Origin of the sequence: Micromonospora sp. NPDC053740, assembly GCF_040677775.1 — a bacterium.
Taxonomy (GTDB): Bacteria; Actinomycetota; Actinomycetes; order Mycobacteriales; family Micromonosporaceae; genus Micromonospora; species Micromonospora alfalfae.
On sequence record NZ_JBFASO010000013.1, the window covers coordinates 1 to 19412 of the forward strand.

Consider the following 19412-nt stretch of genomic DNA (forward strand, 5'->3'; position numbering starts at 1 on the left):
CGGGCGGCGGGCGGCGGGGCGGGGCGGGGCGGCACCGGGCGGGGCGGCACCGGGCGGGGCGGCACCGGGCGGGGTCGACCAGGGTGGCACCGGGCGGGGCGGCGCCGGGCGGGGTCGACCAGGGTGGCACCGGGCGGGGCGGCGCCGGGCGGGGTCGACCAGGGTGGCACCGGGCGGGGCGGCGCCGGGCCGGTCGGGGCGGGTGGGGGACGGTGGTCGGGTGTTCACGTCCCGGACCGGGTGGGCGGTGAGCTGGGCGGGTAGGCTGGTTGATCGGTCTTCCACACCCCGGAGGGCCGGCACCCCATACCCAGGACGGTCACGAGCGGGGCCGCCAGACCGGCGGTCACGACCCGGCCGGGTCCCGTACGCCGGGACGACGGCGAGGAAGCGCAGCCATGATCAGTGTTTTCGACCTCTTCAGCGTCGGTATCGGGCCGTCCAGCTCTCACACTGTGGGGCCGATGCGGGCCGCGCGGACGTTCGTTGGTGGGCTGAAGGCCGACGGGCTGCTCAGCGACACGGCGCGGGTGCAGGCCGAGTTGTTCGGCTCGTTGGGTGCTACCGGGCATGGCCACGGCAGCGGTCCGGCGGTGCTGCTCGGGTTGTCCGGCGAGTCGCCGGAGACTGTCGACACGGACACTGTCGGTCCTCGGGTCGAGCGGATCCGGGCCGAGCGGCGGATCAACATCCTCGACGCGCACGAGATCGACTTTGACCCGGATCGGGACCTGACGTTGCACCGCCGCCGGTCGTTGCCGTATCACCCGAACGGGATGACGTTCGTGGCGTACGACGGGGCCGGCGTCGAGCTGCGCAGCCGCACCTACTACTCCGTCGGTGGCGGGTTCGTGGTGGACGAGGCGGCGGCCGGGGCGGACCGGATCAAGCCGGACAACACTGTGGTGCGGTATCCCTTCCTGACCGGGGCGCAGCTCCTCGACATCACCACCCGCACCGGGCTGTCGATCAGCGAGGTGATGCTGGCCAACGAGCGTTCCTGGCGCAGCGAGGCGGACATCCGGGCCGGTCTGCTGGAGATCTGGCGGGTGATGCAGGAGTGCGTGCAGCGCGGCTGCGAGCGGGACGGCGTACTCCCTGGGGGGTTGAAGGTTCGGCGGCGGGCGGCGGAGCTGCGGCGTGGTCTGGAGGCGGAGGCCGGGTCGGCGGACCCGCTGCACGCGATGGACTGGGTGACGCTGTTCGCGCTCGCGGTCAACGAGGAGAACGCCGCTGGCGGCCGGGTGGTCACCGCGCCGACCAACGGCGCGGCCGGGATCATTCCGGCGGTGCTGCACTACTACACCCGGTTCGTGCCGGACGCCGATGACGAGGGTGTGGTGCGGTTCCTGCTGACGGCGGGTGCGATCGGTGTGCTGTTCAAGGAGAACGCCTCGATCTCGGGCGCCGAGGTGGGCTGCCAGGGTGAGGTCGGTTCGGCGTGCTCGATGGCGGCGGCGGGGCTGGCCGAGGCGCTCGGTGGCACCCCGGAGCAGGTGGAGAACGCGGCCGAGATCGGGATGGAGCACAACCTCGGGTTGACCTGTGACCCGGTGGGTGGCCTGGTGCAGATCCCCTGCATCGAGCGGAACGCGGTGGCTAGCATCAAGGCGATCACGGCCGCCCGGCTGGCGCTGCGCGGCGACGGGGTGCACAAGGTGTCGCTGGACAAGGTCATCAAGACCATGCGGGAGACGGGCGCCGACATGAAGGTCAAGTACAAGGAGACGGCGCGTGGCGGTTTGGCCGTCAACGTGATCGAGTGCTGAGTCCGGTCGATTCGGGGCAATCGTTCACCGACTGCTAACCTGTCGTCCGTTTCAGGAGGCGGGAGGCTGCGGTGACCTCTGGCGTCGCGGCGTTGTGGTCGCACCGCAACTCGCTGCGCATCCTGGTCAGGCGGGATCTTGCGGTCAAGTACCAGCAGTCGGTGCTGGGCTACTTCTGGTCGTTGATCGAGCCGCTCGGCATGGGCGCCATCTACTGGTTCGTCTTCGGGGTGCTCTACTCCCGGGACACCGGTCGGCACCTCGGTGAGGCGGCCGGTTCGTACCCGTTGTTCCTGATCACCGGCATCTTCGCCTGGATGTGGACCAGTTCGGCGCTGAGTGAGGCGACGAACGCGCTGACCGGCCAGTCCCGGTTGATCACCACGATGAACGTGCCACGTCAGGTCTTTCCGATCGGTCGGGTCACCGGCCGGTTCGCCGAGTACGCGGCCGGCCTGCCGATCCTGATCGCCATCGCGGTGATCTACGCGGCGCACGGTCGGATCCATCCGGGTTGGTCGCTGCTCTCGCTGCCGCTGGCGGTGGCCGTCCAAGCCGTCCTGTTGACCGGGCTCGCCCTGCTGCTGTCCGCGTGGAACGTGCTGATGCGCGACGTGGAACGGCTGATGCGGCTGATCATCCGGGTGCTCTTCTACGCCACGCCGATCATCTATCCGCTCAGCCTGGTCCGGGAGTCCGGCCTGCCCGGCTGGTTGAAGGTGGTGTACGAGCTGAACCCGCTGGTCGGGATCTTCCAGCTGCACCACGCGATCTGGTATCCGGACGAGTTCCCGGACGCCCGGCTGCTCGCCACCACTGTCGTCGGCAGCCTGCTGGTGCTGGCCGCCGGTTGGTGGTCGTTCCGCCGGTTGGAGCCCGCAGTGCTCAAGGAGCTCTGAGGTGGCCGCGCCGATCATCGAGGCCGACGGGCTGGGCATCCGGTTCGTCCGGAACCGTCGCCGCCAGTTGCGGCTGCGGGAGCTGTTCATCCACCGGGGTGCGCGTGGTGCCCTGCCCGGCCAGTTCTGGCCGTTGCGGGACGTGTCGTTCACCATCGAGCCCGGCGAGACCGTCGGGGTGATCGGGCGCAACGGCACCGGCAAGAGCACCCTGCTGCGGCTGATCGCCGGGGTGCTCATTCCGGATGAGGGCGACATCCGGGTGCACGGCGCTGTGGCGCCGCTGCTGGAGTTGTCCGCCGGTTTCTCCAACGACCTGACCGGGCGGGAGAACCTGCACCTGGTCGGTGGGCTGCACGGACTGTCGACGAGCTATCTGAAGCGGCACTTCGACGAGATCGTCGAGTTCGCCGGTGAGCAGGTGGAACGGGCCATCGACACGTCGGTGCGGCACTACTCGTCGGGGATGAAGGTGCGGCTGGGCTTCGCGATCATCTCGCACCTGCCGCACCCGATCCTGCTGATGGACGAGGTGACAGCGGTCGGGGACGCGGAGTTCCGCAAGAAGTGTTACGCGACTATTGATCGTCTGCTCGGGGAGGGGCGCACGCTGGTGCTGGTGTCACACAACGAAAAGGACCTGACCCGGTTCTGCCGTCGGGGGTTGTACCTCGACGCGGGCCGGTTGACGCTCGACGGCACCATCGCCGATGCGCTCGACGCGTACCACGCAGCGGTCCCGCGGTGACGCTCGCGATCGTGCTCGCCGCCGGGACGCCCGCGGCGGGCCTGACCACTGCGACCGGTGAGCCGTTGGCCGACCGGCTGGCCGACCAGTTGCGCCTGGCCGGGGCGGACGAGGTGCGCTTCGCCGCCAACCTCGACGAGCTGTCCGACCTGGTCACCACAGCGACCGTCCCGGTGCTGATCACCGGCACCGACCTGGTGGCGCACACGGCTGTACTGCGGCACCTGGCCACCAGCCCGGTGGGTCCCACTGTGGCGCTGGTCCTCGGTGACCCGCCGGTGCCCGGTCGGACAGCGGTGCGGGAGGAGCGCGGCCAGGTGGTCGACGCCGGCGCGTTGGACGCCCTCGACGGGGCCGCCACCGGCGTGTTCGGCGGCGCGCTGCGGGTCGGCGTTGACGACCTGCCGACCCTCGCGGCCGCCGCCCGCGCCGCCACGTCCGGGATGCTCCCCGTCGCCGCTCCGATCGGCCCGGCCGGCGACGTCGCGCCGCTGCCGGTGACCGGCGGGGGCGGGTCCGGGGGGTCGGTGGCGGCCGGTGGCCCCGGGTCCGCCGTGGACCGGCTCTTCGCGGGTCTCGCGGCGCTCGGCACCCTGATCTTCGCCCAGCGGGTACGCCTGCTCGTCGCCCACCGGGTCGAGGACCCGGCCGGGCTCACCGCTGCCGAGGCGGCGGTGACCGCTGTCGACGAGGACCGGGCCGAGTTGCGGCTGTCGGTGAAGGAGAAGGACGACTTCTTCTCCACCTACTTCGTCAGCACCTGGTCGCCGTACGTGGTCCGGCTCTCGGCCCGGCTCCGGCTCACCCCGACCGGGGTGACGGTGATCTCGGTGCTCTTCGCGTTGGGCGCGGCGGTGCTGTTCGGGGTCGGTGGGCGGCCCGCGCTGGTCGGTGGCGCGGTGCTGCTCTACCTGGGCTTCGTGCTGGACTGCGTGGACGGCCAGTTGGCCCGCTACACCCGGCACTTCAGCGCCTGGGGTGGCTGGTTGGACACGATGGCGGACCGGGCCAAGGAGTACCTGGTCTACGCCGGGCTGGGCTTCGGGGTGAGCCACGCCGGGCTGGGCAACGGGTGGGCGCTCGCGATCGCCGCGATGACGTTGCAGACCGTCCGGCACATGACCGACACCTGGTACGGGGTGCTGCACGACGAGGCTGCCCGCCGCCCGCGTACGGCGACGAACGCCAGCGGTGGGATCGGTGACCGGCTCAACGCGGCGTCGACCCGGGTGCAGGCGGACACCGGGTCGGTGTCGTACTGGCTGAAGCGGACAGTGGTCTTCCCGATCGGCGAGCGGTGGGCGCTGATCGCGCTGACAGTGGCGCTGTTCAACCCGCTGGTCAGCCTGATCGCCGTGCTGGTCTGGGGGGTGTTGGCGTTCGCGTACACGGGGGCGCTGCGGACGCTGCGGGCCCGCTGGATGTGGGTGCCGGTGCTGGACACTGTCGACGCCACCCTGCACCGCGACGACGGCCCGCTGGCCCGCTGGTTGCCGGTGGTCCGCCCGATGGGGCCGCTGACCCTGGCGGTGATCGCCGCGCTCGGCCCGGCGGTGCTGCTGGTCGGGGCGCTGCTGAGCGACGCGCCCGAGGGGCTGCGCTGGGCGGTGCCGGTGGCGCTGCTGGTGCTGCTGGTCGGCGGCCTGGGTGCCGGGGCGGCGCACAACGGTCCGCTGGACTGGCTGGTGCCTGCGGCGTTGCGGGCCGCCGAGTACCTGTTCGCCATCGCGGTCGGGGTGGTCGGTGCGGCACCCGGCTGGCTGATCTTCGGGTACGTCTTCGTGCTCACTGTGCACCACTACGACCTGACCGCCCGGCTGGAGAAGCGTCAGGCGGCACCGCCCCTGCACGCGGCGACGCTGGGCTGGGAGGGACGTTCCGTGCTGTTGGCCCTCGCGGCGATCGCCGGTATTGCGGGTATCGGACTGGCTACACTCGGTGCGTACCTTCTCGTGGTTTTCGTGGTGAGCGTCGTCCTGGCCTGGTTCGTGCGACCGGCCCGTAGCGCGCGGGCGTCGGTGGCGCCGGCGGGCGCTGGAGGTGCCGCGCCGCGCTGACGGAGGGCGGCCGGATGACTCTGATCAGCTTCGTGGTGCCCGCCTTCCGGGTGCAGGGATACCTGCGGGAGTGCCTGGACTCCATCCTCGGTCAGCCGGAGACGGACATCGAGGTGATCGCCGTCGACGACTGCTCGCCGGACGCCAGCGGCGACATCATCGACGAGTACGCGGCCCGCGACCAGCGGGTCCACTCGGTCCGGCTGTCGGAGAACGTCGGCCTCGGTCCGGCCCGGAACATCGGGCTGGACCGGGCCGTCGGCGAGTACGTGTGGTTCCTCGACGGCGACGACTGGCTGGCCCCGGAGTGCCTGACCGAGGTCGCCGAACGGTTGCGGGTCACCCGCCCGGACGTCCTGCTCGTCGACCACGTCCGCACCCACTGGAACGACACCGCCACCCGCAGCGCGATGGCCGAGGTGTTTCCGGAGTCGCCGGGCCCGGGCACCTTCCGCCTGCGGGACCGGCCGCAGGCGATGCACCTGCTGCACACCGCGTGGAACCGGCTGGTCCGTCGGGAGTTCCTCACCGATCTGGGTCTGCGCTTCGCGCCCGGCTGGTACGAGGATGTCTCGTTCAGCTACCCGGTGCTGATGGCCGCGCACCGGATCGGCGTACTGGACCGGGTCTGCGTCAACTACCGCCAACGCCGCGCCGGTGCGATCACCCGGACCCGGGGTGACCGGCATTTCGAGGTCTTCCCGCAGTGGCACCGGGTGTTCCACCTGATGGAGTCGTGGGGGTCGGCGACGGAGGCCCTGCGGCCGGTGGTCTTCGAACGGATGATCTGGCACTACCTGACGGTGCTCGGCAACGGTCAGCGGATCGCGCCGGAACTGCGGGAGGCGTTCTTCGCGCAGATCACAGCGGACTACGAGCGCTGGCTGCCGGCCGGCGGTTATCCGGTACCGGACGGGGTCGAGGGGATCAAGCACAAGCTTGTCGCCTCCGGCCGGTGGCGCACCTTCAGCGCGTTGCGGGCCGCCGGCCGGGCCCGCGACGCCGCCCGCCGACGGGCCCGCACCGCGCGGCGCACTGTCGGCCCGGTCGCCCGGCGCGGTGCCCGGCTGACCCGGGACGGGCTGCTGCGCGAGTACTACCGGGCCGAGTTGCGGCGGCCGGTCGACCCGGCGCTCGCCGTGTACGCGGCGTACTGGTACCGGGGTTACTCCTGCAACCCGGCGGCCATCTACGAGGTCGCCCGCCGATTGGCGCCGGGGGTGCGCGGGGTGTGGGTGGTGCGTCGGGACCGGGTGGACAGCGTGCCGGCCGGAGTGGAGTACGTGGTGGCCGGCACGCCGGCGTACTACCGGGTGCTCGCCCGCGCCCGGTGGCTGGTCAACAACGTCAACTTTCCGGACTTCGTCAGGAAGCGACCCGAACAGGTGCACGTGCAGACGCACCACGGCACGCCGGTCAAGGTGATGGGGCTGGATCAGCAGCGCTACCCGATCGGCGCGGGTCGGATGGACTTCGCCGGGCTGCTGCGCCGGGTGGACCGCTGGGACTACAGCGTCAGCGCCAACAGCTTCTCCACCCAGATGTGGGACCGGGCGTACCCGGCCACGTACACCACGCTGGAGGTGGGGTACCCGCGCAACGATCGCCTGGTCACCGCCAGCCCGGACGAGGTGCGCCGACTCCGCGCGGAGTTCGGCCTCGACCCCGACGAGCAGGTCGTCCTGTACGCCCCGACGCACCGCGAGCACCTGCCCGGCTATCGGCCGCCGTTCGACCCGGACCGGTTCGTCAAGGCGCTGGGTGACTCGGGCCGGTTGTTGATGCGCAGCCACTACTTCCACGACCGGGACCGACGGCCCGGCCAGCCGAGGGACTGGGAGCGGGTTCGTGACGTCAGCGGCCATCAACGGGTGGAGGATCTCTACCTGGTGGCGGACGTGCTGGTAACCGACTACTCGTCGGCCATGTTCGACTATGCGGTGTTGGACCGGCCGATCGTGCTGTACACCCCGGACTGGGAGGCGTACCGGCTGGCCCGGGGCGTCTACTTCGACGTCACCGCCGAACCGCCGGGCGCGGTAGCCTCCACTTTCGCCGATCTGCTCGACCTGTTCCGTACCGACGGGGTGCGCTCGGACGCGGCGACGAAGGCCCGCGAGCATTTCCGGGCCCGGTTCTGCACTTTGGACGACGGGCGGGCGGCGGAGCGGGTGGTGCGGCAGGTGTTCCTCGGGGAGCCGGACGAGCGATCCACGCGCTGCTGATCGACGCTTCTGTCGTGTAATAGCAGTGTCATCGATCGAACATGAGACGTTTACCCGATGTCACAAACCCATGATCCTGGTCACAGTCTTGTGGGGTTCGGCCGACGCGCGCTGGGGGGGAAGACGGTGAGCACCGTCACGCTCAAGGATGTGACCAAGGTTTTCCGGGATGGCACGCTCGCCGTCGACAGCATCAACCTCGATGTGAACGACGGCGAGTTCATGGTGCTGCTTGGGCCGTCCGGCTGCGGCAAGTCGACGGTGCTGCGGATGATCGCCGGGTTGGAGGAGCCGACCACCGGTGCGGTGATGCTCGACGGGGAGTTGGCCAACGACCTGCCCCCACGGGACCGCAGGATCGCCATGGTCTTCCAGGACTTCGCCCTCTACCCGCACATGACGGTTGGCGACAACATCGCGTTTCCGCTGCGGCTGGCCGGGGTCGAGCCCGAGCCGCGGGGCGAGCGGGTCAGCGACGTGGCGAGCGCGCTGGGCATCGGTGACGTGCTGGCCCGCAAGCCGGGGCAGCTCTCCGGCGGGCAACGGCAGCGGGTGGCGATGGGGCGTGCGATCGTCCGCCGGCCGGGCCTGTTCCTGATGGACGAGCCGTTGTCCAACCTGGACAGCGGCCTGCGGGCCGAGCTGCGCGCGGAGATCTCCGGCCTGACCCGCGAGCTGGGCGTCACCACTGTCTACGTCACCCACGACCAGGCCGAGGCGCTCACCATGGCCGACCGGGTGGCCATCATGCGCCGCGGCGTACTCCAGGACGTGGGCACACCGACCCAGGTGTACGGCCGGCCGGCGACGCTCTACGTCGCGGCGTTCCTGGGCAGCCCGCGGATGAACCTGCTGGAGGCGTCGGTCTACGTCCATCTCGACCGTTACGTCACGCTGAACCTCGGTGACCAGTCGCTCTACCTGCCCTGGAACGACATCCGCAGTAGGGCGGTGGCGCACTACCACGGTGAGCGGATCGTTGTCGGCATGCGGGCCGAGGCGCTCACCCCTGTCGCACCGGACAGCCCCGGCGACGTGCTGCGTGGGCGGATCCGCTACCTGGAGCACCACGGGCACGAGTCGTTGGCGTTCCTCGACATCGGCGCGACAGCGATCGTGGTTGACGAGATGGGCGCCCCACTCGAATCGCCGCCGGTCGGCCAGCGAGGCCTGCGCCGGTTCGGCTCGGTGATGCAGCGGCTGACCGGCAAGCCGGTGGAGGCGCAGGAGGCCCCGCCCAGTGGCGTCCAGACCAGCGTGCTGCCCGATCCGGGCCGGCACCACCGCCGTCCGGCGGAGCTGGCGGTGCGGCTGGCGCCGTACCCGGCGGTCAGCGCCGGTCACCCGCTCGCCGTCTCGGTACGGATGGACGCGCTGCACTTCTTCGACGAGCGTGGCGACCGGATCGACGTGGGTTGGCGCTGACGACGTCCCCGGACGGGGTGGCGGGCCCGCCACCCGGTGCCCTACCGTCTGCCCACCCAGTCCACTGTGAAATACCACCGAGAGGGGTGCACCCGTGTCGGGTGACCGTCCCAGCCCGCTCGTCATCGAGCGCATCCTGCGGGATCGCGAGGGCATCTGGCAGCAGATCGTGGCCGAGCGTGACCTCAACGCCCTGACCGGGCGGATGCTGACCAGCTCCGCCATCGCGTTGGCCTGCTACGGGGCGGTGCTGGGCTTCTTCCACAGCCCGCTGATGGCGCTGACCTCGGCGCTGAAGCTGCCGCTGCTGTTCCTGGTCACCCTGGTCATCTGCCTGCCCACGCTCTACCTGTTCAACCTGGTCTTCGGTGCCCGGCTCTCGGTGCGGCAGTCGGTGGCGCTGGTGATGGTGGCGATCACCGTCACCTCGATGCTCGCTGTGGCGTTCGCGCCGATCAGCCTCTTCTTCCTGATCACCGCCAACGACTACGGGTTCTTCAAGCTGCTCAACGTGTCGATCCTGACCCTGTCGGCGCTGGTCGGGTTGCGCTTTCTGACAAGCGGGATGCAGGTGCTCAACGACCACGGCCTGCTCGCGCCCGAGGCCGCCAACGCCACTGTCGGCGAGCAGGCCAGCGCCCCGGCGCCGGTCCAGGCCGTGCCGGCCGCGGTGCCCGCCGGGCCGTCGCCGGCTGCCGCGCCGGCCGCCGGTCAGAGCACCGAGCCGGTCGCCGTGCCGGCCGGAGCCGCCGTGGCCGAGTCGACAGCGAACGGTGCCGTGACCACTGCGACGCCCCCGGCCCCGGTTCCGACGCAGTGGGCCGGGCAGCCGGCCGGTGCCTCGTTCCCGCCCGGCATGCTGCCGCCCGGCTACGTGGCGCAACGCCCGTGGGACGGCCGTACGGTCCGGCGCGGGGAGCCGACGCAGCGGCCGGCCAGCATGACACTGCTCTACATCTGGATCCTGCTCTTCGGGTTTGTCGGCACCCAGTTGGCGTGGACGTTGCGGCCGTTCTTCGGCGACCCGGGGCAGGATTTCTCCTTCTTCCGCAGCATCGACGGCAACTTCTATGCGGAGATCCTGCGCATCATCGGCAACCTCTGAGCGGGCCCTGACGGGAAAGTAGCTGGTTGCCGGCCTGGTTACCGATTAGTAACGTCAGGTCATGACTATCGACTCCCGCCAGGTGGCGGCCGGCATGCTGGAAGCGGTGCCGTTCGCTCGTACGCTCGGCATCGAGTTCGTCGAGGTGGCACCCGAGGCGGAGGGCGGCGTGCGGGCAGTCGTGCGGCTGCCCGACTCGCCGGCCACCCACAACCACATCGGGGGCCCGCACGCCGGAGCCATGTTCGCCCTCGGCGAGACGGCCTCCGGCGCGGTGGTGCTGGCCGCCTTCGGGCAACTGCTCGATCGGGCCGTGCCGTTGGCCGTCCGGGCCGAGATCGCCTACCGGAAACTCGCAATGGGTCCGGTGCTGGCCACGGCGCGACTCGGCCGGTCGGCGACCGAGGTGACCGAGGAGCTGGCCGCCGGTCGGCGCCCGGAATTCCCCGTCACGGTCCAGATCGCCACCGAGGACGGCAAGCCCACCTCGGAAATGACAGTGATCTGGACGCTGCGACCGAACTGAAACGCCTCAGGGCGGCCGAAACGGGTTTGCGGGCCCAGCAGGGTGGATAGATTCGTACCGTGCTGGGCCTACCTGCTCACGTGACCGCCTGTCTCTTCGATCTGGACGGTGTGCTGACGCAGACCGCCCGCGTACACAACGCCGCCTGGACGCAGACGTTCGACGAGTTCCTCCGCCAGCGCGCCACGGCCTCCGGCGAACCGTTCCAACCGTTCGATCCGGGCCCGGACTACAACCGCTACGTCGACGGCCGCCCCCGCGCCGACGGCGTCCGGTCGTTCCTCGCCTCCCGCGGGATCGTGCTGCCCGAGGGCGGCCCGGACGACCCGCCGGAGGCGGAGACAGTCAACGGCCTTGGCAACCGCAAGAACGTCCTGCTCCTGCACCGCCTGCGTACCGACGGCGTCGAGGTCTACCCGGGCTCCGTGCGGTATCTGAAGGCCGCAAAAGCCGCTGGGCTCCGCCGAGCCGTGGTCACCGCCAGCGCGAACGGGGGTGAGGTGGTCGCCGTCGCCGGGTTCGAGCCACTGCTGGAGGCCCGGGTGGACGGGCTGGTCGCCCGTGCTCAGGGGCTGCGCGGCAAACCACACCCGGACACGTTCCTCGCCGGGGCCAGGGCGCTCGGCGTCGACCCGACCCAGGCCGCCGTCTTCGAGGACGCCCTCTCCGGGGTGGCCGCCGGCCGCGCGGGTGGCTTCGGCTACGTCGTCGGCGTCGACCGGGTCGGCCAGGCCGACGAGTTACTCGCCCACGGTGCCGACATCGTGGTGACGGACCTCGCCGACCTCCTCGACCGCGCGGACCCACCGGCGCCGAACCGCACCGCTACCGACCCGCTCGCCGCCGAACGAGGCTTCAGATGATTCGGGAGCGCGCCTATCCGGTAGAGCCGTGGCACGTCCGGGAGACCCGGCTGGACATGGACGTGCTGGCCCAGTCGGAGTCGGTCTTCGCGCTCTCCAACGGGCACGTCGGCCTGCGCGGCAACCTCGACGAGGGCGAACCGCACGGCCTGCCCGGCACCTACCTCAACTCGTTCTACGAACTGCGTCCGTTGCCGTACGCGGAGGCGGGCTACGGCTTCCCCGAGTCCGGGCAGACCATCGTCAACGTCACAAACGGCAAACTGATCCGGCTGCTGGTCGACGACGAACCGCTCGACGTGCGTTACGGCGAGCTGATCGCCCACGAACGGATCCTCGACCTGCGGGCCGGCACGCTGCACCGGGAGCTGCACTGGCGCTCGCCCGCCGGCCGGGAGGTCAAGGTCCGCAGCACCCGTCTCGTCTCGTTCACCCAGCGGTCCGTGGCCGCCATCAGCTACGAGGTGGAGGCCGTCGACCGCCCGCTGCGGCTGATCGTGCAGTCCGAGTTGGTGGCGAACGAGTCGCTGCCCGCGCAGAGCAAGGACCCCCGGGTCGCGGCGGTGCTGGAGTCGCCGCTCCAGGCCGAGGAAGAGCTGACCACCCCCGACGGCGGCCAGCTGATCCACCGCACCAAGGTCTCCGGTCTGCGGGTCGCCGCCGCCATGGAGCACGAGGTGCACGGCCCGGACCACACCACGATCGAGTCCGAGGGCTACCAGGACTGGGTGCGTACCACAATCGCCTGCGTGCTCCAGCCCGGCGAGAAGCTGCGGGTGATCAAGTATCTGACGTACAGCTGGTCGAGTCGACGGTCCCTGCCGGCGCTGCGCGACCAGGTCGGCGCGGCACTGGCCGGTGCCCGGCTGGACGGGTGGGACGGGCTGCACCGGGAGCAGCGCAACTACCTCGACGCGTTCTGGGACGCCTCCGACGTGCTGGTCGAAGGCGACCCGGAGGTGCAGCAGGCGGTCCGGTTCGGTCTCTTCCACGTGTTGCAGGCCGGCGCGCGGGCCGAGCAGCGGCCGATCTCGGCGAAGGGGCTGACCGGCCCCGGTTACGACGGTCACGCCTTCTGGGACACCGAGATGTTCGTCCTGCCGGTGCTCACCTACACCCAGCCGAGCGCGGTGCGCAGCGCGTTGCAGTGGCGACACAGCACTCTGGATTCGGCGCGGGAACGCGCCGAGACGCTCAACCTCCGGGGCGCCGCCTTCCCCTGGCGCACCATCGGCGGCCCGGAATCATCCGGGTACTGGCCGGCCGGGACGGCAGCCTTCCACATCGCCGCCGACATCGCCGACGCCGTGCGCCGCTACGTGATGGTCACCGGGGACACCCAGTTGGAACGGGACATCGGGCTGGAGCTGCTGGTGGAGACCGCCCGGCTGTGGCGCTCGATCGGTCACCACGACCGGCACGGGCTGTTCCACATCGATGGTGTCACCGGCCCGGACGAGTACACAGCCGTGAAGAACGACAACGTCTACACCAACCTGATGGCGCAGCGGAACCTGCTCGCCGCCGCCGACGTGGTCATGCGCCACCGGGACGAGGCGTTCCACCTCGGCGTCACCGACGAGGAGGCCGCGAGCTGGCGGGACGCCGCCACCTCCATGCACATCCCGTACGACGAGGAGCTTGAGGTCCATCAGCAGGTGGAGGGCTTCACCCGACTCCAGGAATGGGACTTCACGCACACCCCGGCGGAGAAGTACCCGTTGCTGCTGCACTACCCGTACTTCGAGCTGTACCGCAAGCAGGTGGTGAAGCAGGCCGACCTGGTCCTCGCCATGCACTGGCGGGGGGATGCCTTCACCCCCGAGGAGAAGGTGCGCAACTTCCTCTACTACGAGCGCCGCACCGTACGCGACTCGTCGTTGTCGGCCTGCACCCAGTCGGTGCTCGCCGCCGAGGTGGGCCACCCCGAACTCGCGCACACCTACCTGCGCGAGGCCGCGCTGATGGACCTGCACGACCTCAACGAGAACACTCGCGACGGCGTGCACATGGCGTCGTTGGCCGGCGCGTGGCTCGCCCTGGTCAGCGGGTTGGGCGGTCTACGGGACCACGACGGCGAGCTGTCCTTCGCCCCCCGGCTCTCCAGCCGACTCAGCCGGTTGGAGTTCTCACTCCAGTGGCGGGGCTTGGCGCTGCGGGTGGACGTCCGGCCGCACCAGACGACGTACTCGCTGCGGCACGGCGGCCCGGACGACGTGGTGGAGCTGCGCCACCACGACCAGATGCTGCGGGTGACCTGCGACGAGCCGGTGACGGTGCCGGTGCCGCCGGCCGACCCGTCCGGCCCGCCGCCCGAGCAGCCACCGGGCCGGTCTCCGCTGCTGCGGTTGCCCGAACGCGAACAGTGACGGGCGGGGTGGGAGTCCTCCCGCCCCGCCCGCCCGCGCTGTTTGTCGGACCGGCTCGCCGGCCCAGGTTGGTCAGACCGGCTCGCCGGTCGACGGACGTCCGATGGCGTCGCGGGGCGCCGCCGCCTTCGGGTCGTCGGGCAGCCGGGCCGAAGCGGCCTGGTCTCCGAAATCCTGGTCCCCGACGTCCTGGTTGCGCGCGGCGTCCTGTTCACGCTGGGCTCGCTCGGTCAGCTGCTGCTGCCGGGAAATCTGCTGCTTGGCCATGGCGATCCTCGCGATCCGTCGGGGCGCGGTTGCGCCGACACGGTCTGCGGTCGCTCGTCGCGTACCCGGCGCCCCAGCGGGCAAACGCGGCCCGGCGGCGGGCCCACGGCCCGGGGTGACACCGTCGCGGCGTGCGTGCCCGGCGGCGGGCGGGGTACCCGGACCACCGGCGAGTACGCGGAGGTGGGGCATGGACGAGCAGCGCAGCGTGACCATTCCGATCGGGGACGCCCAACTCCCCGCCGACCTGACGCTGCCCGCCCAGCCGGTCGGCGTGGTGCTGTTCGCGCACGGCAGCGGCAGTTCCCGGCACAGCCCGCGCAACGTGGCGGTGGCCCGGACGCTGAACGGCAGTGGGCTCGGCACGGTGCTGGCGGACCTGCTCACCCCGGCCGAGGACGAGGTGGACGCCCGAACAGCCGAACTGCGCTTCGACATCGGGCTGCTCGCCAGCCGGCTGGCCGGGATCGTCGACTGGCTGGCCGTCGAGCGTCCTGCCGGCGATGTGCCGATCGGTCTGTTCGGGGCCAGCACTGGTGCTGCCGCCGCCCTGGTAGCGGCGTCGTCCCGCGCCGATCGGGTGGCCGCTGTGGTCAGCCGGGGTGGTCGGCCGGACCTGGCCGAAGACGCGCTGGCCCAGGTGCGTACCCCGACGTTGCTCCTGGTCGGCGGGCTGGACGAAGAGGTGATCACGCTCAACGAGCGGGCGCTGGCCGAGTTGGGCGAGGTCGGCGAGCTGCGGGTGATCCCCGGCGCCACCCATCTCTTCGAGGAACCCGGCACCCTGGAGCAGGTCGCCGATCAGGCTGCCACCTGGTTCACCACGCACCTCGGTCGGCGGTGATCAGTCCGAGGGCAGGAGAGCCGAGGCCGAGCGGCGCTGTTGCACGGTGTCGATCATCCGCCAGAGGACGGCGGTGATCGGGACGCTGACGAAGGCGCCAGCGATGCCCGCGATCAGCGTGCCCGCGGTGACCGCCACCAGGATCACCGCCGGATGCAGTCGGACCTGCCGTTTCATGACCAGCGGCTCCAGCAGGTTGCCCTCGATCTGCTGCACGGCGATCACCGCCGCGAGGGTGAGCAGCGCTGTGGTGGGACCGTTCGCGGCCAGCGCCACAAGCACCGCCACCGCGCCGGCGACCGTCGCCCCGATGATCGGCACGAACCCGCCGAGGAACGTGATCAACGCCAACGGCAGGGCGAGTGGCACCCGCAGCACCACCAGAGCCAGCCCGATGCCCAGCGCGTCGATCGCGGCGATGAACATGGTGCCCCGGCTGTACGCGCCCAACGTCTGCCAACCGGCCCGGCCGGCCTCGGCCAGCACTGGTTGGTTCGGGCCGGACACCCGGGACAGCACCCAGTGCCACATGGACCGGCCGTCCTTGAGCAGGAAGAAGAGCAGCACCAGAGCCAGCAGCGCGGAGCCGAACACCTCGGTGGCGGTCCGGGCGCCGGCCACCGGGTCCGGAGAGCTGCCACTGAGCCCCTCGCGGGCCTGGTCGACCAGCCGGTCCAGCTGTGCCTCGCTGACCGGCAGGGTGGACGTCACGAAGTCGCGGCTCCGTTCGACCCCCTGCGTCAACTCCTGGCTGAGCTGATCGAACTGGCTGGCGGTCAGGTTCCATACCAGGGCGCCGACACCGACCAGGATGCCCAGCAACAGCAGCACGGTGCAGAGCGCCGCCAGCGCCGCCGGCAGGCGCAACCGGCGCAGCAGCAGCAGGACCGGATCGAGCAGCGCGGTGAGGAAGATGGTGGCGGCCAGCGCGATGGCCAGCGGCGCCAACAGGACGGCGATCCGGCCGAGCAGGTAGAGCCCTGCGGCGATCACCACCAGGCAGGCGCTCCACAACACCGCGGTCCGGACCAGCCACGGCAGCGCCGCCCAGGTCTGGCGCGGCCCGGGGCCACCTGTCGGTCCGGATTCCTCTGCGGCCATGTCGGTCCTCCTCGATGTCGACGAGGTCGGTACCCGGTCGGTCGTGCCCCGACACCCGATTCGCTGGCCGGTGCCCGCGCGGATCGTACGTCGGGCCGAGTGACGTGGGCGGGAGTTCGCGGATCACGTCCACAGCGGCGGCGTTTGCGTGGTCCGGCCGAGGGAACGCGAAGGGGACGGACCGGACTGAGGAGGAACGCGGTGGGTGACTTCATGGACAAGGCCAAGGACTTCGCGGACAAGCATGACAAGCAGGTCGACCAGGGTGCGGAGAAGGCCGGCGACATGGCCGACAAGCGCACCGGCGGCAAGTACGGCGATCAGATCGACAAGGGCGTGGACCAGGCCCAGGCGCGCACCGGTGAGGGCGACCAGGTCCGCTGACCCGACGCGCTCCTCCCGGGCCGTCGAGCCGTCGACGACCCGGGAGGCCGATGCTGCGCGGGTCAGTGGTTGTCGCGTAGCTCGTCCATTGAGGTGGGCCGGCCGCTCAACGCGTCGCGCAACCGGTCGACCAGACCGATGCCGGGGGCGAGCAGCTTGTTCGCCGGCGGGTGTACCGGGCTCCCGGGATGTGGCCGGGTCGGCCCGATTTCCTTGATCACCGTCACCCGGGCGGCGATCTCGACCAGCTCCTCCCGTGCCGTCGCCGCGCGCAGCCGGGGAAAGAGCTCCTTCTCCTCTTCCGCCACGTGCTGTCGGACGGTGCTGGTCAGTTGGGCGAGCAACTCGTCGAAGCGGGGGTCGGACGGGTCGACTGACTCCAACTCCTTCATGGTCCGCTCGGCGTCGGCGTGCTCCGCGATCTCCCGGTCGGCGATCTCGTTGCCGTCGGGCAGTACCTTCCGGGCGATCGGATACACGTACGCCTCCTCGGCCACCGAGTGGCGGACGAGTTCGGCGATCACCACGTCGGCGAGGCGCCTGCGGTGCTCGGGGGTGCCCTGCCGGGTCGCCAACTCGACGAGGACTGCCTCGATCTCACGATGATCGGAGACCAGGATGTCGACGGCATCGTGGTCGTCGGTGGTCGGTGGACTGGTCATGTCACGGCCCCTTACCGGTTGCGGATCGGTGGGAGGTGTGTGGCTCTGGTACCCCCACGGGGCTGCACAAACCTACGGTTGACGATGCGTCCGACGGTGCCGGTGGTGCTCCCGGTGGCGGTGGTGCCCGGCCGCCACGATTGCCCTGCCACCGCCGGGGTAACCGCCGCCATGGCCGACGATCGCCCCACCGCCGACCGCGATCAGTCGCGCTTCGACGAGACCGCCGAGCGGACGGTCCGGCGGGTGCGGCACCGTGGCGGGCAGGCCGGCCGGATCAGGGCCCGGCAGTGGGAGGTCACCCTGGTGATCTCCATCCAGGCCGGGCTGGCCGCGGCCATCGCCGCCCTGCTCGCCAAGAATCTGCTCGGCCAGGGATCGCACGTCTTCGCTCCCGCCGCCGCCGTCGGTACGATCGCCACCGCCATCGGGCAGCGGGCCCGCCGGACCTTCGAACTGTTGGGCGGCGTGGCCCTGGGCATCATCATCGGGGACACGCTGCGATTCCTGCTCGGCTCGGGCCCGTGGCAGACCGGCGTGGTGGTGGCGCTGGCAATCGCCGCCGCGTTGCTGGTGGCGGGGAAGGGCGGTCCGCTGGTCGGCCAAGCCGGCGGTACCGCAGTGCTGATCGCCACGCTGGCCCCGATGGAGCGTGGCCTGGAGGTGCCCCGCATCTTCGACGCGCTCGTCGGTGGGGCGGTCGGCCTGGTGGTGGTCGCCCTGTTGTTGCCGATCAACCCGATGCGGGTGCTGGACCGCGCCGCGGCACCGATCTTCACGATCCTCTGCGAGCAACTCGCCGAGTTGGCGCGGGCGCTGCGCGAGCGCGACAGCGCCGGGACCATGGGCGTCCTGGAACGGCTCCGCGGCACCGACGACGACCTGAGCCGGTTGCACGACGCCCTCAGCGGCGCCGAGGAGGTGGTGACGATCGCCCCGGTGCGCTGGCACCGCCGGCAGCAGTACCACAGTTACGCCCGCAGCGCGGGTCACCTGGAGCGGCTGCTGCTGGACAGCCGCGCCATGGCGCGTTGGTCGGCCACCGCGTTGCAGTACGACGAGCCGATTCCGCCGGAGTTGCCGGATGCGATGGGCCGGTTGGGTCAGGCGGTGGCGGAGATGCGGGTGGAGTGCAAGGTCGGTGACGACCCCCGACGCACCCGCCGGTTGGTCGAGGAGTGCGCCGAATTGGCCGGGCGGGCCTCCTCGACCGGCGTGAAGTCGTTCGGCGAATCCCTCGTCACCGGACTTCGTACCGCGGCCAGTGACCTGCTCCGGGCCGCCGGTTCCGAACCCGAGGACGCCAACCGGATCGTGCGCCGGGCGACCGGAGCAGGTGAGGCGGAGATCCACCCGCCGGTCCGCCGACAACTGCACCGGACCCGACCGACGCGGGCCGCCCGAGCCCGTCGACGCGCACACCTCGCCGCCCGGGTCCGTAACGACGTCGGGCCGGCCTCCCCGCACGGGAGAGGCCGGCCCGGTGAACCGTCCTGATCAGGAGGAGTAGCCGCGCTCGGCGATCCAGTTGGCGACCTTCGGCAGGCTCATCCAGTACTCGCCCAACGCCGGGTCGGCCGGGTCGGCGACCCGGATCATGTCACCACCGTCGCGGTAGCCGACGAGGGTCAGGTAGTGGCCACCCTCGTACGAGTGCGGGTTGCCGTCGGTGTCCACCGTCGTGCCCTTGATGTTCGCCACCACCGGGCGGCCGGCGTCCACAGCGGCCAGCACGTCACGGCGCAGCTGCTCGACCTGGTCGGGGCGGGCCACCGAATCACGGATCTCGGTGGTCCGGTACTTGCCACCGGTCAGCTCGTTCAGCACGCGGGTGGTGTCCAGGGCCGAGGGGGTACCCGCCTCGGTGGTGCCGAGCAGCCGGGCCACCTCGTCCTGGGACAGCGCCTTGCCCTGGGCCGACAACGCGATCCGGGTCGCGGCCGGGCCGCAGTAGTAGAAGTTCGGCTGGGCCTGGTAGTCGACGCCGAGGATCCGCTCGGCGTGCCTGTCGCTCTGGCTCGACGAGGCCGGGGCGGCCTGAGCCGGGGCGGCCTGCGCGGCCACGGCCGGGCCGAGAGCGCAGCCCCCGGCGACCAGCAGGCCGACGACGGACAGACCGCTCTTCTGGACGATCGGGTTCATTGTCGAGTCTCCGTTCGGGGGTTGGC

The 19412-nt window shown here is 71.1% G+C and carries 17 protein-coding genes and 1 pseudogene; 13 read left to right on the plus strand and 5 right to left on the minus strand.

Features of this window, described 5'->3' with window-relative positions:
* Nucleotides 1–228: pseudogene (locus AB0K35_RS28865) on the minus strand (hypothetical protein); the annotation flags it as partial.
* Nucleotides 229–398: 170 nt separating this feature from the next.
* On the opposite strand from AB0K35_RS28865, the gene AB0K35_RS28870 reads away from it, so the two are divergent.
* The 10 genes from AB0K35_RS28870 (at nt 399) to AB0K35_RS28915 (ending at nt 13986) form a co-directional block, all read left to right on the plus strand.
* Entirely contained in the window at nt 399–1769 is a 1371-nt protein-coding gene (locus AB0K35_RS28870; protein ID WP_238671360.1) for an L-serine ammonia-lyase, read from the plus strand.
* Nucleotides 1770–1840: 71 nt separating this feature from the next.
* The gene (locus AB0K35_RS28875) at nt 1841–2668 is read left to right on the plus strand and encodes an ABC transporter permease (RefSeq protein WP_238671359.1); all 828 of its coding nucleotides are present in this window, start codon (nt 1841–1843) and stop codon (nt 2666–2668) included.
* A gap of 1 nt (nt 2669) precedes the next feature.
* A complete protein-coding gene (locus AB0K35_RS28880) occupies nt 2670–3416 on the plus strand; it encodes an ABC transporter ATP-binding protein (RefSeq protein WP_363889381.1) in 747 nt (248 codons plus the stop codon).
* A 41-nt stretch (nt 3417–3457) separates the two neighbouring features.
* Nucleotides 3458–5473 (plus strand): DUF5941 domain-containing protein, encoded by a 2016-nt coding sequence (locus AB0K35_RS28885; RefSeq protein WP_363889725.1) that lies wholly within the window; start codon nt 3458–3460, stop codon nt 5471–5473.
* Nucleotides 5474–5487: 14 nt separating this feature from the next.
* Nucleotides 5488–7698: a bifunctional glycosyltransferase family 2 protein/CDP-glycerol:glycerophosphate glycerophosphotransferase gene (locus tag AB0K35_RS28890; protein ID WP_238671357.1), complete on the plus strand. Its 2211-nt coding sequence runs from the start codon at nt 5488–5490 to the stop codon at nt 7696–7698.
* A 126-nt stretch (nt 7699–7824) separates the two neighbouring features.
* Entirely contained in the window at nt 7825–9123 is a 1299-nt protein-coding gene (locus AB0K35_RS28895) for an ABC transporter ATP-binding protein (RefSeq protein ID WP_238671356.1), read from the plus strand.
* A 94-nt stretch (nt 9124–9217) separates the two neighbouring features.
* A complete protein-coding gene (locus AB0K35_RS28900; RefSeq protein WP_238671355.1) occupies nt 9218–10228 on the plus strand; it encodes a hypothetical protein in 1011 nt (336 codons plus the stop codon).
* Between the two features lie 61 nt (nt 10229–10289).
* A complete protein-coding gene (locus AB0K35_RS28905; protein ID WP_238671354.1) occupies nt 10290–10754 on the plus strand; it encodes a DUF4442 domain-containing protein in 465 nt (154 codons plus the stop codon).
* Between the two features lie 59 nt (nt 10755–10813).
* Nucleotides 10814–11617 (plus strand): beta-phosphoglucomutase family hydrolase, encoded by an 804-nt coding sequence (locus AB0K35_RS28910; protein ID WP_238671353.1) that lies wholly within the window; start codon nt 10814–10816, stop codon nt 11615–11617.
* Entirely contained in the window at nt 11614–13986 is a 2373-nt protein-coding gene (locus tag AB0K35_RS28915; protein ID WP_238671352.1) for a glycoside hydrolase family 65 protein, read from the plus strand. The genes AB0K35_RS28910 and AB0K35_RS28915 overlap by 4 nt, the downstream gene beginning before the upstream one ends.
* Nucleotides 13987–14058: 72 nt before the next feature.
* Here the strand turns inward: AB0K35_RS28915 and AB0K35_RS28920 are convergent, their stop codons facing one another.
* On the minus strand, nt 14059–14253 hold the full coding sequence (locus AB0K35_RS28920; protein WP_238671351.1) for a hypothetical protein: 195 nt from the start codon (nt 14251–14253) through the stop codon (nt 14059–14061).
* 190 nt (nt 14254–14443) lie between these two features.
* On the opposite strand from AB0K35_RS28920, the gene AB0K35_RS28925 reads away from it, so the two are divergent.
* Nucleotides 14444–15097 (plus strand): alpha/beta fold hydrolase, encoded by a 654-nt coding sequence (locus AB0K35_RS28925; protein WP_238671350.1) that lies wholly within the window; start codon nt 14444–14446, stop codon nt 15095–15097.
* Here the strand turns inward: AB0K35_RS28925 and AB0K35_RS28930 are convergent, their stop codons facing one another.
* A complete protein-coding gene (locus AB0K35_RS28930; protein ID WP_238671349.1) occupies nt 15098–16198 on the minus strand; it encodes an AI-2E family transporter in 1101 nt (366 codons plus the stop codon).
* 201 nt (nt 16199–16399) lie between these two features.
* Between AB0K35_RS28930 and AB0K35_RS28935 the strand changes: the two genes are divergently transcribed.
* Nucleotides 16400–16582 (plus strand): antitoxin, encoded by a 183-nt coding sequence (locus tag AB0K35_RS28935; RefSeq protein ID WP_091395189.1) that lies wholly within the window; start codon nt 16400–16402, stop codon nt 16580–16582.
* A gap of 62 nt (nt 16583–16644) precedes the next feature.
* On the opposite strand, the gene AB0K35_RS28940 is transcribed toward AB0K35_RS28935, so the two are convergent.
* Nucleotides 16645–17244 carry a hemerythrin domain-containing protein gene (locus tag AB0K35_RS28940; protein ID WP_363889387.1) on the minus strand — a complete coding sequence of 200 codons (600 nt, stop codon included), beginning with the start codon at nt 17242–17244 and terminating at the stop codon, nt 16645–16647.
* Between the two features lie 84 nt (nt 17245–17328).
* Here AB0K35_RS28940 and AB0K35_RS28945 point away from each other — a divergent pair, with 84 nt between their 5' ends.
* Entirely contained in the window at nt 17329–18741 is a 1413-nt protein-coding gene (locus AB0K35_RS28945) for an FUSC family protein (protein WP_363889389.1), read from the plus strand.
* On the opposite strand, the gene AB0K35_RS28950 is transcribed toward AB0K35_RS28945, so the two are convergent.
* Nucleotides 18742–19386, minus strand: a complete 645-nt coding sequence (locus tag AB0K35_RS28950) for a C39 family peptidase (RefSeq protein ID WP_238671346.1) — start codon at nt 19384–19386, stop codon at nt 18742–18744.
* Between the last annotated feature and the right edge of the window lie 26 nt (nt 19387–19412).

Bases quoted from the DNA above. Each gene is read 5' to 3' on its own strand.
- AB0K35_RS28870 (WP_238671360.1), top strand. From the start codon at position 399: ATGATCAGTGTTTTCGACCTCTTCAGCGTCGGTATCGGGCCGTCCAGC.
- AB0K35_RS28890 (WP_238671357.1), top strand. From the start codon at position 5,488: ATGACTCTGATCAGCTTCGTGGTGCCCGCCTTCCGGGTGCAGGGATAC.
- AB0K35_RS28905 (WP_238671354.1), top strand. From the start codon at position 10,290: ATGACTATCGACTCCCGCCAGGTGGCGGCCGGCATGCTGGAAGCGGTG.
- AB0K35_RS28915 (WP_238671352.1), top strand. From the start codon at position 11,614: ATGATTCGGGAGCGCGCCTATCCGGTAGAGCCGTGGCACGTCCGGGAG.
- AB0K35_RS28920 (WP_238671351.1), bottom strand. From the start codon at position 14,253: ATGGCCAAGCAGCAGATTTCCCGGCAGCAGCAGCTGACCGAGCGAGCC.
- AB0K35_RS28925 (WP_238671350.1), top strand. From the start codon at position 14,444: ATGGACGAGCAGCGCAGCGTGACCATTCCGATCGGGGACGCCCAACTC.
- AB0K35_RS28930 (WP_238671349.1), bottom strand. From the start codon at position 16,198: ATGGCCGCAGAGGAATCCGGACCGACAGGTGGCCCCGGGCCGCGCCAG.
- AB0K35_RS28940 (WP_363889387.1), bottom strand. From the start codon at position 17,244: ATGACCAGTCCACCGACCACCGACGACCACGATGCCGTCGACATCCTG.
- AB0K35_RS28945 (WP_363889389.1), top strand. From the start codon at position 17,329: ATGCGTCCGACGGTGCCGGTGGTGCTCCCGGTGGCGGTGGTGCCCGGC.
- AB0K35_RS28950 (WP_238671346.1), bottom strand. From the start codon at position 19,386: ATGAACCCGATCGTCCAGAAGAGCGGTCTGTCCGTCGTCGGCCTGCTG.